The organism is Paenibacillus wenxiniae (assembly GCF_039822605.1).
Lineage (GTDB): Bacteria > Bacillota > Bacilli > Paenibacillales > Paenibacillaceae > Saccharibacillus > Saccharibacillus wenxiniae.
This window is the reverse complement of the sequence record NZ_JBCGUH010000017.1, coordinates 24,547-40,725: the sequence shown is the minus strand read 5'-3', so window position 1 is coordinate 40,725 and position 16,179 is coordinate 24,547. Positions and strand designations below refer to the sequence as shown.

Sequence of the window (16,179 nt, the reverse complement as noted above, 5' to 3'; positions counted from 1 at the left end):
AATCATCGTTCAAAATCAGCACTCTACGCCTACCACTCCTGCTTACGCGCAAACATCATCCACGTTCCACCCAGCAGCAGTGCTACCGCTACTAGCGGCTGCACAAATACGAAGCGTGACAACACCGAATCGATCGAAAATACAGCAAAAAACAACAAGGACAGCACAGTCAGCAAGTTAATCGGAATGAGCAACCATTTATTGCGTGATCCGAACCAATAAAATTCAAACAATCCGACCGCCACCGCCAAAATGAAGCCCGGCCACATCACACTCCACAACCCGAACATTTGCGCAATCTGGCTCACCAGTCCACTCACGATCAAAATTCCGCCCGGTATGAGCAGCCCTATGCCTTTTCTACCTACAAGTGAAAAGGTCAACCAGTGTAAAAACAGCCCCAGTGGAATGACAAACAATGTCGGCCAGAAAATCGCAAAAATCTCACCTGCATTACCCGAACCACCCGGATTTAAAAATAAATACACGCCAAGTAGCAGCAAAACAGGCGCAAGAATCGCCCTTCTAATCATGCGCAATCCCTCCTTTTATCATCAGTCCATGTCACTATGTAATCCAATCCTAACAATAAAGCGTTGCCGATTCATGATGTTCACTGAAATTCATTGTAACATATCGCCCACAGAGCGGCTTCCGTCCCCGGGTAATACGTCAACCTGGACTTTAGTCGGGGAATAGCAAAAAGCCCTTCATCTGCTTAAAGTGCCTCCTAGAAGGTCATCAGATAAACCGGTGGTTTATTCCAATGTTTATTCTAAGGCGTGCACTTCAACTCATTTCAGCAGCATAAAGGACTTGTGCTTATTCATTTGTTATAAATACCATGTACTACATAGATGACATGTACATCGATTACATCTGCTTGTACTTACACTTCATATTCGAATACATCCGTATTACTTACACGGCAAATTCGCTACTTGTCGCTGCGTCGGAAGGAACAACCGCGTCATGCAATTGCGCTTCAAGCTCATCGGTATAGTTGCGTTTTTGCTCTGGTGTCCAGTTTAAGCGTTTCGCCATATACTCGATCACCGGCTGTTTCCATTGCTCCACCCATGCGATATTAAAGAACAATGCGCCTGTGCGACGAATGAAGAAGTCGACCGGCTTCACCGTCATTTCTTCGGAGATCGCATAAGCGATGCGTACACGCACATCGACAGGCAGATTCAGCTCGGTAGCAAATTCATCTTTCTGATTTACGAGTGCGAATAGCTTGCTCACATTGGAGCCGTAGAAGCTTGCCAGGTATTCGCCTTGCTCGCGTGTCAGTCCCACATTGGTCGCTGCATCGGCATGCTGACGAATAAATGCAGGCAGACCTTTCGAACCGCCCACATGACCACCCGAAATTGCCATATGCTTCGTTTGTGAAGGTTTGAATGTTTTGCCTGTTTCTTTGCTCAGCAATGAACTTGCCAGATCGACTACCATCTCCGCCATTTTGCGATAACCGGTCAGCTTGCCACCTGCAATCGTGATCAGGCCGCTATCAGATTGCCAGATTTCATCCTTACGGGAAATTTCCGATGGTGATTTTCCATCTTCATGAATGAGCGGACGTACCCCTGCCCAGCTTGATTCGACATCATCTACAGTCACTTTGACCGTTGGGAACATATAGTTGATCGCATCGATCACATATTGACGATCTTCCGTTGTCATCCGTGGATGAATCGGATCTGCTTTGTAGACCGTATCAGTTGTACCGACATACGTTTTGCCATCACGCGGAATGGCGAACACCATCCGTCCATCCGGTGTGTCAAAATAAACCGCTTGTTCCAGTGGGAAACGAGCATGATCGATAACAAGGTGAATCCCTTTGGTCATTTGCAGTGTTTTGCCTTTTTTCGAATTATCGATTTTACGCAGTGTATCGACCCACGGGCCAGCTGCATTAATGACTTTATGCGCCATTAGTTTATATTCTTTGCCGCTAACGGTGTCTTTCACTTTTACACCTTTGAGCTTGCCGTTTTCATAAACAAAATCTACCGCTTTAGCATAGTTCACCGCCAGCGCACCACGCTCTACCGCTTCCTTGATCACTTCAATCGTTAGACGCGCATCATCAGTACGATATTCGACGTAGTAACCGCCGCCTTTTAAGCCATCCTGCTTGATCAGCGGTTCTTTATCCAGTGTGTCCTGAGCGCTCAGCATTTTGCGACGCTCGCTGCTTTTTACGCCTGCTAGGAAATCATACACACGCAGACCGATCGATGTGCTAAAGCTACCGAATGTGCCGCCCTGGTGGAACGGGAGTAGCATCCATTCAGGTGTTGTTACATGTGGACCATTTTCGTATACGATGGCGCGCTCTTTACCGACCTCTGCCACCATCTTCACTTCAAATTGCTTCAAATAACGTAAACCACCATGTACGAGCTTGGTCGAACGGCTCGATGTACCTGCCGCAAAATCCTGCATCTCGATCAGACCGACCTTCATCCCGCGTGTAACAGCATCCAGTGCGATACCCGAACCTGTAATACCACCGCCAATGACCAGTACGTCCAGCGTCTCACTGCTCATCTTTTGCAATTGCTCTGCTCTTGTATGTGCTGAAAAGATCGTCATTTGTGTTGCCTCCTATATGATGCAAGATGGGGAACTGTGCAGCTGTGCATGACACAGTTTCATTTGAATATTTTTCCAGATAAAACCGTAAAAAAGAGACCACGAACAGTACACTGAATCGGCAAATGCCGTGTGTATGCGTGGTCTCTCAAAGTCTCATGACGAATTTATTAACTTGTTAACGTTATTATAGCATATTCATGTAAGGGTAGCAAAGAAATCGTTCAAATTTTATAAACATTTTGAATCGACTCTGTTATGAAGCAGCACCGGTCAAACTTTTCACGATAAAAGCAAGCTGCGCGTCCATCGAAATCGGATCATTAAAGTAGTACGCGATCGGATCGATATTGAACACATGACCTGCTTTCACAGCAGGCAGGTTTTTCCACAGACTGCTATTGTACAGTGCCAGACCGCTTTTATCGCTATCGCCACCCCAGGGAGCAGTGAAAATATAATCGCCGGCAAAATCAGGCACATTTTCTAACGAGATATCAACATAGCCGGGACCATGATCAATCGCTTCCTTCTGCGTTGTCGGTGTACCTTTCAAACCTAGCTCTTGATAAATGATCTCGCCGCCACGTCCGTAGCTGTCACCCATAATGTATACACCTTTAGCATACGGCTGAATGATCGAAATCGTTTTGTCGCCTACAGCGGCCTGTACTTTGGGCTTCGCTTGGGCGATTTTGCTTTCCCAGGCTGCGGCAAGCTCTTTCGCTTTGTCCTCCGTACCTGTCATTTTGCCAAACTCTTGCAGTTGCTCTTTGTAGTTATATTGACCGTACTTGATCGCGACCGTTGGAGCGACCTTTTCATAATTGGCAAGATTTGCATCGCCATCCCAGACGACGATCAAGTCTGGATTCAGTGCAAGCACTTCCTCAACTTTTGGCGTTTCGCCCAGATTCGTTACACTTTCCGTTGTATCTTTTAGCATACTGCTGGAGAATACATGATCCACGGTAGCAATCGGCTTCAAGCCCAGTGCCACAAAATAGCCATAATAGCTGTCAGCCAGCACAACGATGCGTTTAGGGTGATTCGGTACCTCAACTTCACCATTTGCTGCTGTATATTTGATCGTCGCTGGTTGTGCTTCTGTTGACGTTGCTGCTTCATTGCTATTTGCTGGTGTGGTTGAAGCACTGCCAGATTGCGATGCTGTCTGTGCTCCTCCACAAGCTGCCAGTACCGATACGAGCAAAATCGTCATTAGAATCATGCTGTAATTGCGCAAAGTATGCATATCGTAAAAACCGCCTTTTCCATTATTAATTTATTGATAAAGATTATCATTTTCAATAGGGATTATCGTAGCATATTACGCTCTATATTTCACTATATAATTTTAGGAAAATCGCATAGCTACAGGGCTTATGTCTATACTATGCAGATAGAAGCATTTGTCTAAAAGCAAAGAATTAACGATAAGCAAAGAATTAACAATCTCATCTTGAGTCATCACAACAAATCTATACATGATGTATTCGATCACGTATAAATAAAAAAGCCTGCGCTCCCATAGGAATGCAGGCTTGAGTATTCATTTACTATCTAGTGCTTCAATTGTTATTTACGATCTCAGCAATGTTGAACGATTGTCGCACGGCATCATATGCTCATGCGATATTCATACCGAGTGAAGCTGTTATTTTATTTGAACGCCATCGTCGCATGAACGGCTTTTTGCCAGCCTCCATACAGTTCTTCGCGTTTCTCTTCCGACATCGATGGATCAAATGTATCCACCTGATCGCTATGTGTCGAAGCGATCTCATCCAGACTGTTCCAGTAACCGACAGCGAGACCAGCCAGATATGCCGCACCGAGGGCAGTCGTTTCGTTAACCGCTGGACGTTCTACCGGAACGCCAAGAATATCGCTCTGGAACTGCATCAGGAAGCTATTTTTCACGGCACCACCGTCAACTTTGAGCGCACCAACGGTCACACCGCTATCGCTTTCCATTGCCGTCAGTACATCTTTCGTCTGATAAGCAAGTGACTCCAACGTTGCACGGATAAAGTGCTCTTTGCTTGTACCGCGTGTCAGACCGAATGCGGCACCACGCACATCGCTATCCCAATACGGGCTGCCGAGACCGACAAACGCAGGGACGATATACACGCCGTCTGTAGATTCCACACGAGTTGCATAGTTTTCACTTTCTGCTGCATCACGGAACATACGCAGACCATCACGCAACCATTGAATCGCCGAACCCGCTACGAAGATACTACCTTCCAGTGCATAGTTAATTTTCTCGCCAACACCGCAGGCGATCGTCGTGATCAGACCGTGCTCCGAACGAATAGGTTCTTCGCCTGTATTCATCAGCATGAAGCAGCCTGTACCATAGGTGTTTTTGACCGAACCTTTTTCATAACAAGCCTGTCCGAACAGAGCAGCCTGCTGGTCACCTGCTGCACCAGCGATCGGTACATTTTGACCGAAGAAGTGATAATCAACCGTATGCGCGTATACTTCGGACGATGGACGTACTTCAGGTAATAGGGAAGCCGGTACACCGAGAATGTCCAACAGCTCTTCATCCCATTTCAGATCGAAAATATTGTACATCAATGTACGAGAAGCGTTAGAATAGTCGGTCACATGCGCTTTACCGCCGGACAGCTTCCAGATCAGCCAAGTATCGATCGTACCGAACATCAGCTCACCGCGCTCTGCACGCTCACGCACACCTTCGACATTGTCCAGAATCCATTTTACTTTTGTACCGGAGAAATAAGGATCGATCAGCAGACCTGTTTTTTCACGGAATGTCGCTTCTAATCCCTGTGCTTTCAGTTCATCACAGATTTCTGCACTTTGACGGGATTGCCATACGAGTACATTATAGACTGGATCGCCTGTTTTACGATCCCAGATTACGGTCGTTTCACGCTGGTTCGTAATCCCAATCCCGGCAATTTGTGCAGGCTTGATATGAGATTCAGACAGACAGGAAGCGATAACGGCCAGAATGGAACTCCAAATCTCGTCTGCATTTTGCTCGACATGACCCGGCTTTGGAAAATATTGCGGGAATTCACGCTGTGCCATATAGACGATCTCGCCTTTTTTGTTAAACAGAATCGCACGGGAGCTTGTTGTACCTTGATCAAGTGCCATAATATATTGTTCCATAACATAGTTCCTCCTCGAATGGGTTACTGTTCTGCTTGATGATCGATCTGGTTGATCGGTGTATAAAAGGCAATGGGTTGTCGGCGAACCGGACGTTTCCATTTGCAATACCGCGATTAGGATGATACGGGTTTATAGTAGACGATGAAGTCTGCTTATTCTGCCTATCGAATCATTGTTATATCGTGCCGAGTACCTTGACCGAAATTCATTTCAACTTTACATCCGCTGCCATAAGTTATACTAGTACAGACAAATCTGCTCAGGCTGCGGCTTGCTTGGAATTGGTACGCTGAATTTTGCGACCATTCAAATACGCTAGCAGCAGGAAAACGATCGTGACGCCGATAATGACCCACAGCATCGGTGTGCTCTGTCCGAGGAATACATTTTTATAAAATAGTCCGCCCAGCGAGCCACCAAGCAATGGTCCCATAATAGGCACCCATGCGTACTTCCAGTTGGATGGGCCTTTACCGGGAATCGGTAACAGGAAGTGCATCAGTCGTGGACCGAAGTCACGTGCCGGGTTGATCGCATAACCGGTTGTACCACCGAGCGACAAACCGATACTCACCACCAGCAGACCGACGATCAATGGATGTAGACCCTGTGTGAACTGATTCGCTCCCATCGACAACAATACCATGACGAAAATAAATGTACCAATAATCTCACTCAGCATATTACCGACCGGATGCTGAATCGCCGGCGAGGTTGAGAATACGCCTAGCTTGGTCGCAGGGTCCGGTGTAACGCCCCAGTGTGGTAAGTATTGCAGATATACAAGCAGTGCACCTGCCATAGCACCAATAATTTGTGCCAGAATGTACGAAGGTACCTGGCTCCACGGAAAGTCGCCATTAAATGCTAGCGCCAGTGTCACCGCCGGATTCAGGTGTGCGCCGCTAACACTGCCGACTGCATACACCGCCATCGCTACCGCAAGACCCCAGCCCGCGCCAATGACCATCCAGCCTGAGCTTTCTGAAAATGTCTTCCGTAGCGAAACGCCTGCACAAACACCGCCGCCCAATGCAATCAAAATCATCGTCCCTACAAGTTCAGCCAAAAACGGTGACATCGTATGACCTCCATTTCAATTTTGGAAAATAGATGATTCAACCTGTTACTGGTGACTATACAAGATGTAACGAACGTGTACTGCATACAAACCATGAACTGGTTGATACAGCTACAAAGACGCAAAAGAGCCATCGCAAATTTCCCACTGACATTCAGTAGGCTTTGCGTGGCTCTCCGGTTCTCCGTCACATGTATTAACTTGTGTTCATCATATCGTAACATGTAAGCGGTGTCAACATGATTTTTTTCATGTATCCATCATGCAAATCGCTTTTGAAAGCGTTATACTATTTATTCTTATTCTGATCGCGACGCTTATATGCGTGCAATCGAGTGTGTAATTCGAGCACCGTTTAAGTCTTTTTATAATGAGCAAACAGATGCGGATTGGACGTAGTGACCGCGGTCGCTCCTGCCTTTAATGCTTGCTCCACTTCCTCTACAGTACGAATCAGTCCGCCTGCAAATACAGGTACGCCGGCACGCTGTACGATCTCATGAATCATATGCGGTACAACGCCGGGCAATACCTCGATATAGTCCGGCTGTGTCTTTTCAAGCAGTGCATAGCTTTTCTCAAGCGCAATCGTATCCAGCATAAACACGCGTTGAATGGCGATCACGCCCTTTTGTTTTGCTTTCAAAATCACATTACCACGCGTCGAGATAATGCCATGCGGTTTGATCTCCTGACATAAATATTCAGTTGCATACTCATCGTTTTTCAATCCGTGCACCAGATCAGCGTGCAAAAACATCTGCTTTCCTTGCCCCTGTGCCATCCGATAAATACTTTTCAGCTGGGCGACATGCGTATCCAGAAACACACCGTAACGATACGAGCTATCCATAAGCTGATCAAACTGCTTCATCGTCTTGATCGCAGGCAGAATAGCCTGTCCTTCGAACATAGGCATATCCTCCTTTCCCTTCATTAAACAAAATTCAAACAAACTTCTTAATGACATACATTTCAAAACATACAATTCACATACACATTCGAAATATAAAATTCAAATCTATTTCTTCAGTACATCCGGTGTGATCCAACACTCGTCCCTTTGAATCCATACTGTTCCACACAGTATTCATTATAACGTTTATTCCACATCCGGCTCCCAATCATATTCCATCCGCTTGGCGGTCAGCTTTGCTGCCTCGATTCCATGATAACGTCCCACCATATGTAGCGACATATGAATCCCTGCGGAAATACCGCCTGAGGTCACGATCCAGCCCTGATCGACGAATTTCACACCTCTTTGCACTTCTACATATGGATATTCTTCTTCCAGCCGCTTGAGATCCATCCAGTGTGTCGTTGCATGAAGTCCATCCAGTAAGCCTGCCTCTGCGAGTAGTAATGCACCTGTACATACCGATGCAATCTGTACACCGGTTTCCGCATAGCTGCGAATCCAGTCCAATATTTCCGGCTTATGAATTTCGATCGCTTCCGCTCCATAGCCACCCGGAATGATCAGCAGATCCGGACGTGGCAATTGAGCAAAACTGTATTGTGGCTGTACCTGCAAGCCGTTGCGAGCACGAATCATTCCGCCATCTGCGGATACGGTATGTACCTGAAAACCTTTCATACCCGGTTCTGCTTCCGCAATCGAAAACACTTCAAATGGCCCGGCAAAATCCAGCACCTCTACTTCATTAAATAAAAAGATTGCGACTTGATACGGTTTGCATACTGGCAGTTCCATCCTGTTTCCTCCTTCATTCATATGGATCTCCTCGCGAAGACTATCTTTGAGATCGTATTCATTTATCATTTCAATAGGCAAATCAATAGGCGAATTATGCTTATGTAGGTCATGGTGAATAATTAGGTTTCCTATTACTATACCGTCTTATGCTGCAAACCGCTTCTGAAATTTTCAATGGTTTGCAGTAATGTTTATCCTTTTCCGTTATAGCTTTATCTTCATAATATAGTCGCGATATAGTCGCGGTACGCTATACATTTAAATTGAAAAACATAACTATCTTTTTAACATCAAAAAATAAGGTTACAACGGATGGATTGCTCCTCATTGTAACCTTATCGATTCAATATTTATGTACAGTTCATTCAAATAGTTGCCCAACGAATATATTTTGTGCATAACAGACAAAAAATAGTAGAATACGCTGCCCATTTTCTGGATTTGAAACGATAGTTATGTCTGATTTTTTAGTGTAAAATGTTTCTTACTGTTATTTGGCACTGCGCAGTAATACAGCAGAAGTTACCATTTAAATCTGCCAGTACAACTGGAGATCACAACAAAAAGATAGACGAAGGGGCACGCTCATCATGAATTCAATCGCTAAAGCAAGTAAATTTGTCGGAGATACCTTCTCTGTCTGGGTTATTGTGTTTGCACTGTTAGGCTTCCTGTTGCCTGAATGGTTTACAGGGCTAAAAGGACAAATCTCACTGCTGCTCGGTATCGTTATGTTTGGCATGGGCCTAACATTATCCTCCGCAGACTTCCGTGAAGTGTTCCGCCGTCCGCTTGATGTTACACTCGGTGTGGTCGGTCATTATATAATTATGCCGTTGCTCGCTTACGGACTGGCGGTCTCGCTTCATCTTCCGCCGGATATTGCGGTAGGCGTTATTCTGGTCGGTTGCTGTCCAAGCGGTACCGCATCGAATGTGATGACATTTCTCGCTAAGGGAGATGTTGCACTTGGTGTATCCATCGCCTCGGTGTCGACGTTAATCGCTCCTCTAGCTACACCTGCTATGATCTCACTGCTTGCCGGTCAATGGATGAATGTGAGTGCCAGCAGCTTGATTCTGGACATTTTAAAAGTGGTGATTATTCCGATCGTACTGGGTGTCATCGTGAAGGCACTGTTCCGTAAGCAGGCGGAAGCAGCAACGGTCACATTGCCCTTTGTGTCTACATTGGCGATTGTACTGATCGTAGCCATTGTAGTCGCGCTCAATAAAACGCATATTGTGGAATCAGGCCTGCTCATTTTTGCAGTCGTTATTTTGCACAATGGACTGGGCTATGCGCTCGGTTATGGGTTTGCACGTCTGGTCGGTATGAGTCCAGCCAAACGTAAAGCGATCGTATTTGAGACAGGCATGCAAAATTCTGGTCTAGGTGCCAGTCTCGCTGCTGCACATTTCAATCCGCTTGCCGCTGTACCGAGCGCGATCTTTAGCGTGTGGCATAATATTTCTGGTTCCTTACTTGCTACCTGGTTTGCACGGCGCGAACAAAAACGCCAAACTCAGCAGCAAAGTAACCACACCCTCCTATAGCTACGCAGCAATCAAAGCTCTGATATCGTATACATGCATAAACGGATATCAGAGCTTTGATGCTGCTTGTCGAATCTAGCGCATACTACTCTACCATTTGAACTTGCTGATTCGCTTCTTGCTTTTTGCGATTACTGGCATCGTACAGCAGATCAGCTAATGTATACCTTCTCAAATATTCAATAGCCTCTCCTTCCGCATCGTGCATCAAATTGCTAAGCGCTTCGCTAAGCGGTGCACAGCTTGTTTTGACCGTTTCCGTCTCCCGCCCCGAATGTTCTTCCGCGCGAATTGCCTGGTAAATATCCGCTAGTGTTAATGTATCCGCTGGTATACGTAGCGAATATCCCCCATCTCTTCCTTCGCGGGTATCGACAATCCCATGGCTAGCCAGCGTCGCCAAAATACGACGTAAAAATGTCGCATGCGATTGCACCTGTGCAGCGATGATTGAGCTTGATACCGTTCCCCCATTATGTGCTAAACCTGCCAGGGCATGCACAGCCGTATTAAATCTTGCTGGACCAATTGATCTAGCTCTCAATGCACTCATACTTTTCCCCCTTTACTTTCCTTACTTCAAATTTTAGCTCAGCGATTAAGTTAATGCAACACTAATTTGCACATTCCCCAATTCGGCAAATAATAGGTTTACGCACAATTTTAGGCTGATTTGCTTCATTTTGGAGGAATAAATATAGTCTGAAAAACGCACAGTTTTGCACTTTTCAATTCATTTTTCTGTGTTAAAAAATGATACAAATACGTCAGTCTAAGTCTAGCATTGTGCAAACGCCTTCATACTTTAATACGCTCTTAATCATGTATAAAATCAAAAGCACCTGCTCGATATGTAATCGCAGCAAAAAGGCTGCCATATGATGAAGCATTTGCTTCAGCTCTGGACAGCCTTTTGCTGCTAAAATGTAGGGTCAAAAATAATTAACCGTACCTCAGCGATGATCTAAGTATGATTTACTTGGTAAATGTTTCTGTTAGTACAGGAACGACCTGCGATTTACGGGAAACAACACCTTTTAGCAGTGCAGTATTGTTGTTCAGCGATACATTGTATGCTGTTTCAACTACATCCTGACGTTTACCCAGTGCCAGACCTACCGAGTCATTGTTCAGAATATCCGTCACGACCAGCAGGAACAGATCCAGACCTTTTTGCTCGATCACGCCTTGAATCGTTTGCTCCAGCTCGGCTTGCAGGGACAGCACATCGTTGATTTCGACGGTGTTTACCTGTGCGATTTCAACTTTAGCGTCACCCATCTGGAATTCTTTTGCATCCAGAGAGATCAGTTGTGCCGGTGTTTTGCCACTCAGGTCAGCGCCAGCTTTCAGCATGTCCAGACCGTATTTCTCCGCATCCACACCGGCGATTTCAGCCAGTTCACGCGCAGCTGCTACATCTTGATCGGTGCATGTTGGGGACTTGAACAGCAGGGAATCGGAAATGATCGCAGACAGCATCAGTCCAGCGATTTCCTTCGTGATCGTTACGCCGTTTTCTTTGTATAGCTTGTTCAGAATCGTTGCTGTGCAGCCAACTGGCTCCGCACGATAGTACAGTGGAGCACTCGTTTCAAAGTTGGCGATCCGGTGATGGTCAATCACTTCCGTTACGGTCACTTGATCGATATCGTCAGCACTTTGCTGGCGTTCATTGTGGTCGACGAGAATAACTTCCTTCACTTCGCTCACTTTATCAACCAGACGTGGTGCAGCTACTTTGAAATAATCGAGAGCATATTGTGTTTCACCGTTCACTTCACCGAGACGAACAGCTTCAGCATCCACGCCCAGCTCTTTTTTCAAAGCTGCATAAGCGATGGCGGATGTGATCGTATCTGTATCGGGATTTTTATGACCAAAAACCAGTACCTGTGGCATAATGACACTCCTTTAATGGGATAGGGTTTGCGGGAAAAGTATATCTTACTTTGCCCGTTTTCTTCAATAGTATACCTTGATTCCAAATTAAAATGAAGTTTATTCTTAGTATTTTTATAGGAATTAACAAATTTAATTCTACTCATTCCGCTTATTCAGCATATGCTCGTAAATTCAGCTTTGCTTGTTAGATATGGCATATAGCTAATACGCTCACGATCCAGATGCGAATTTCAATCGGCTTAAACGAACCAAAGCTTCTACACTTTTACCAGGTTGCGTTGGATAAAGTAGCTGTGTATACAGATTCATATCCGGTTGTGCCCACGGTAATACACGTATACCCTCCGAGCTGTCCTGCTGGATTCGCATGCCCTGCACTGCATATAATGGCAGAAAACCGATCCCCCAACGCTTCTCTACTGCCTGACGGATCGCTTCCATGCCTGCCATCTCCCAACGAATATCCGCGGCGATTGCCGCCTTCTGCATCGTGCGTAGCAAATATGCACGATACGTACAGCCTTGCTCTGTCAAAATAAGCGGTTGCCCTTCTAAATCAGCAGCGGTCACACCTGTCTGCTCGCTTAACGCATGATCGGCTGGCAGCAAAACCATCATTTCCACTGCAAATAAAATCGTCGTCGTGATTGCTTCTTCCTGCACAGGCACGTCCAGTATAAACGCCACATCAATCTTTCCCTGTTGCAGCTGAACGAGTAGCTCGGGTTCGGATGCAAGCACAATACGTACTTTACATTGAGGATGTTCCGCACGAAATAACTCCAACAACTCGGGCAGTATATGGAGAGATAACGATTCGATCGTTCCAATGATGAGCATGTCCCCTTGCTGACATGGTGCCTGTAGCGCTTGATGTGCGGTCTGCTGTAGCTCCAGCATTTGTCTGGCATACGGTAGCAGCCGATTGCCCGCAGCAGTAGGGACTACGCGATTACCACTGCGAACGAGCAGCCGCTGTCCCCCATACAGCTGCTCCAGACGCTGAATATGATTCGAGATGCTGGACTGCGCATAATCCAGCTCCAATGCTGTACGTGTGTAGGTTCCCCATTTGACCAGCTCACAAAATGTCCGCAAATAGAGCAGTTCCATCGATACCACCTCCTGCTATTTATGATCTATAGCTGTACGTAGCATATGCTTGTAACGAAGAGAAATTGAAATGGGTAGACTATACAGAAGCAGTGAACTATCGATGAGATCGATAGCTACTATCAGAGTTTTCACCGTAGCGGATACATGCCCATCACGTACAATGAGCATTAGGACGTGTATGCAAACTGTTTTTGCTGGGGCAGACACCTCTTCGAGCAGGAATAAGGGAATAGACTTCGGTCTCGCACAGGAATCTATGGAGGTGTAAATCATTGTACCTCGTGTTAGAAGATCGCTAACACTAGAGCAGTACGATATTTTGCTTCGCAAAAATCACTTCTCATTGTACCCCGTGTTAGAAAATCGCTAACACTAGAGCAGTACGATATTTTGCTTTGCAAAAATCCTTTTTTATTGCACCTCGTGTTAGAAGATCACTAACACTAGAGCAGTACGATATTTTGCTTTGCAAAAATCCTTTTTTATTGCACCCCGTGTTAGAAGATCGCTAACACTAGAGCAGTACGATATTTTGCTTTGCAAAAATCCTTTTTTATTGTACCTCGTGTTAGAAGATCACTAACACTAGAGCAGTACGATATTTTGCTTCGCAAAAATCCTTTTTTATTGCACCCCGTGTTAGAAGATCGCTAACACTAGAAGTCATTCTTTTTCCTTATTTTCTTCTCACAGTGAAATACAGCTTACATCCATAAGAGCTTGCTTACACGTGTTAGTTCAATCATCGTTATATTCATTATCATTTTACTGACCAAAGGAGCTGTGATTTCGATGACTCAAGCTACACCTCGTTATTCTGCTGTGCTTCAACCACCAGCCGCACCGCCAGAGCAAGCAGCAGCTTATTTTGCGCTACGGGCTGCTTATGAGACAGATGTAGCGGATGTGATGTCCGATCTGCATAAAGGTCCAGTCGCTTTTCGACTACTGGATGTGCGAGATGCAACTGCATATGAACAGTGTCACATTCCAGGCGCCATCCATCTCGCCGGCAGGCAGATCAATGCACAGACAACCGCTGACTGGGATCGTGAACAGACGATTGTGACGTATTGCTGGGGACCTGCATGTAATGGAGCGACGAAGGCAGCCGCTACGCTCGCCAGTCTCGGTTTCCGCGTGAAAGAGTTACTCGGTGGAATGGAGTACTGGCGTCTGGAAGGCGGCTCGCTGGAAGGAACGTTAAAAGAACAGGCTCCCCTTCACTGGCGCATGCCGGATCGTACTCGCTGATCGTATGATGTTCAATATTACATGTGATGGAGTTCAGTCAGCCATGCGCTACAAAACTGTACAGGAGCTTGAATAGATCATCAGGTTACGGCTTGAAAAAGAACGTATAACAAATAGACACCTCAATGACGAACTACAATGACGAATTACAGTTACGACCAAGCAATCCACATAGCGAGCAGAAAACCAGCCTATGTCCACGTATAAGTAACATACTCGCTTCACCAGCAACAAGCTGCTGTATTCCAATATGGCAGCTTGTTTGCATTTGATGGCTACGCTCCTTCAAACTCATGCTTCAAGATCGAATACAATAGCGAATCATGGTACGTCCCTTTGTACAACCAGTGCTCTCTCATTCGGCCTTCAAGCTTCATACAGAGGCGCTGCATTACTTTCTCCGATGCTACATTATCCGGTCGACATTTGGCAAAGATGCGATGCACATCCAGCTTATGAAAGCCTAGCTCTATTAGCGCGCTACAGGCTTCTGTGATATAGCCTTTGCCCTGATACGCAGGATGCAGTACATATCCCAGCTCTGCATTCGTTTGTTCCGTAATATGCAGACCGGCTCCGCCAATCAGTATGCCTTCTTCTTTCAGGCAAAGCACAAATTCATAGCCTGTGCGCGGACTTGCTTGCTGCATACGTAATACGTCCTGCACATAACGCTGTGTATCCTGCTCTGTATTTGGTCCCCATGCGGTATGTACCGTTACTTCTGGCATTGACGTATAGCGATGAATTGATACCCAATCTTGATCTACCATGTCGCGAATAGTAAGTCTTTCTGTATGAATTTGCAATGACGACGACTCCTTTGTTTTACATTTTCTTTGAAGATGGGTTTGCTATATTTTGGTTGCATTTCATTCCGATGATGCTCTATTCGTCTATTTATTTTACCGCTTTTACTTATTGTTTCACATTAGATCATATTTATGCACGCCTATGATAGTTTAATTGACTCATTTTATACAAATTCCAATCTAATGTAATGAATAAGCTAATATTGAGCTGTAACATTCGATATTATGTTATTATTAAGTATCTTATACAGCATATAAAGTAACATTAAAGTTGAATAATACACATTTCATAACATACAACATACATGAAACACGGGGTAGTCGTTCGTTGCAGCTATACTGCGCTCTTGCTAAACTTCGCAAGCGTATTCGATTATAGGGTGCACGATGAAGGAGTGAGTCTATTGTATACGGTAATTATTGTAGGCGACGATGATACGATTCGTAATGGACTGAGTCAGCGCATCAATTGGGAAGCGTATGGATTTGAATTGCTCGGTACGTACCAGCATGGTCAGCAGGCATTACAGGCGATGCAGACAGCGATGCAGACAGCGGTACCGAATCTGATCCTATCCGATGTGAGTATGCCGATTATGGATGGTTTGGAGCTAGCTGAGCAAGTAAATCAGCATCGTATTCCTGCGAAAATAATTTTATTAACCGGATTCGATGAATTTCATTATGCACGCCGGGCGATTAAACATCAGGTGCATGACTTTATGATGAAGCCGATCATGATGCCAGACGTTCGAAGTTTGCTATCTCGCATTCGTCAGGAATGGGATAAGCAGCATTTTTTTGCACGATAGCCTGGTGAAGAAACCAGTGGATTGTCTCCTGCTTTTTAAAATGGTAGCGTTTCATACGTGGTCTTTTCGCCTTATAATGAATTATCAGGTTCTTTTTCCTGTTAATTACAATCGTTGGTGATTCGAGTAGTGGATACCCATTTCATAAGGAGGTGCT

At 45.4% G+C, this 16,179-nt stretch carries 14 protein-coding genes; 3 read left to right on the top strand and 11 right to left on the bottom strand.

Annotated features, from left to right (window positions below; genetic code table 11):
• Window positions 1-29: 29 nt before the first annotated feature.
• The 7 genes from AAHF22_RS20715 to AAHF22_RS20685 form a co-directional block, all read right to left on the bottom strand.
• Entirely contained in the window at window positions 30-533 is a 504-nt protein-coding gene (locus tag AAHF22_RS20715) for a hypothetical protein (protein ID WP_347326921.1), read from the bottom strand.
• Between the two features lie 388 nt (window positions 534-921).
• Window positions 922-2,607: a glycerol-3-phosphate dehydrogenase/oxidase gene (locus AAHF22_RS20710; RefSeq protein ID WP_347326920.1), complete on the bottom strand. Its 1,686-nt coding sequence runs from the start codon at window positions 2,605-2,607 to the stop codon at window positions 922-924.
• A gap of 256 nt (window positions 2,608-2,863) precedes the next feature.
• Window positions 2,864-3,862, bottom strand: coding sequence for an iron-hydroxamate ABC transporter substrate-binding protein (locus AAHF22_RS20705; RefSeq protein ID WP_347326919.1), 999 nt, complete (start codon window positions 3,860-3,862; stop codon window positions 2,864-2,866).
• Window positions 3,863-4,269: 407 nt separating this feature from the next.
• Window positions 4,270-5,763: a glycerol kinase GlpK gene (glpK, locus tag AAHF22_RS20700; protein ID WP_347326918.1), complete on the bottom strand. Its 1,494-nt coding sequence runs from the start codon at window positions 5,761-5,763 to the stop codon at window positions 4,270-4,272.
• A gap of 262 nt (window positions 5,764-6,025) precedes the next feature.
• Window positions 6,026-6,847, bottom strand: coding sequence for an MIP/aquaporin family protein (locus AAHF22_RS20695; protein WP_347326917.1), 822 nt, complete (start codon window positions 6,845-6,847; stop codon window positions 6,026-6,028).
• 355 nt (window positions 6,848-7,202) lie between these two features.
• Window positions 7,203-7,766: a glycerol-3-phosphate responsive antiterminator gene (locus AAHF22_RS20690; RefSeq protein ID WP_347326916.1), complete on the bottom strand. Its 564-nt coding sequence runs from the start codon at window positions 7,764-7,766 to the stop codon at window positions 7,203-7,205.
• Window positions 7,767-7,949: 183 nt separating this feature from the next.
• A complete protein-coding gene (locus AAHF22_RS20685) occupies window positions 7,950-8,564 on the bottom strand; it encodes a DJ-1/PfpI family protein (RefSeq protein WP_347326915.1) in 615 nt (204 codons plus the stop codon).
• 593 nt (window positions 8,565-9,157) lie between these two features.
• Between AAHF22_RS20685 and AAHF22_RS20680 the strand changes: the two genes are divergently transcribed.
• Window positions 9,158-10,123: a bile acid:sodium symporter family protein gene (locus tag AAHF22_RS20680; RefSeq protein WP_347326914.1), complete on the top strand. Its 966-nt coding sequence runs from the start codon at window positions 9,158-9,160 to the stop codon at window positions 10,121-10,123.
• Between the two features lie 85 nt (window positions 10,124-10,208).
• Here the strand turns inward: AAHF22_RS20680 and AAHF22_RS20675 are convergent, their stop codons facing one another.
• The 3 genes from AAHF22_RS20675 to AAHF22_RS20665 all read right to left on the bottom strand — a co-directional run bounded on the left by AAHF22_RS20675 (window position 10,209) and on the right by AAHF22_RS20665 (window position 13,141).
• Window positions 10,209-10,676: an RrF2 family transcriptional regulator gene (locus AAHF22_RS20675; protein WP_347326913.1), complete on the bottom strand. Its 468-nt coding sequence runs from the start codon at window positions 10,674-10,676 to the stop codon at window positions 10,209-10,211.
• Between the two features lie 422 nt (window positions 10,677-11,098).
• A complete protein-coding gene (locus tag AAHF22_RS20670) occupies window positions 11,099-12,025 on the bottom strand; it encodes a manganese-dependent inorganic pyrophosphatase (RefSeq protein ID WP_347326912.1) in 927 nt (308 codons plus the stop codon).
• A gap of 213 nt (window positions 12,026-12,238) precedes the next feature.
• Entirely contained in the window at window positions 12,239-13,141 is a 903-nt protein-coding gene (locus AAHF22_RS20665; RefSeq protein WP_347326911.1) for a LysR family transcriptional regulator, read from the bottom strand.
• Between the two features lie 795 nt (window positions 13,142-13,936).
• On the opposite strand from AAHF22_RS20665, the gene AAHF22_RS20660 reads away from it, so the two are divergent.
• Window positions 13,937-14,398, top strand: coding sequence for a rhodanese-like domain-containing protein (locus AAHF22_RS20660; protein WP_347326910.1), 462 nt, complete (start codon window positions 13,937-13,939; stop codon window positions 14,396-14,398).
• A gap of 275 nt (window positions 14,399-14,673) precedes the next feature.
• Here AAHF22_RS20660 and AAHF22_RS20655 read toward each other — a convergent pair whose 3' ends face one another.
• The gene (locus tag AAHF22_RS20655; protein ID WP_347326909.1) at window positions 14,674-15,207 is read right to left on the bottom strand and encodes a GNAT family N-acetyltransferase; all 534 of its coding nucleotides are present in this window, start codon (window positions 15,205-15,207) and stop codon (window positions 14,674-14,676) included.
• A gap of 407 nt (window positions 15,208-15,614) precedes the next feature.
• On the opposite strand from AAHF22_RS20655, the gene AAHF22_RS20650 reads away from it, so the two are divergent.
• Complete coding sequence (locus AAHF22_RS20650) at window positions 15,615-16,022, top strand: response regulator (protein WP_347326908.1); 408 nt, start codon at window positions 15,615-15,617, stop codon at window positions 16,020-16,022.
• Window positions 16,023-16,179: the final 157 nt, after the last annotated feature.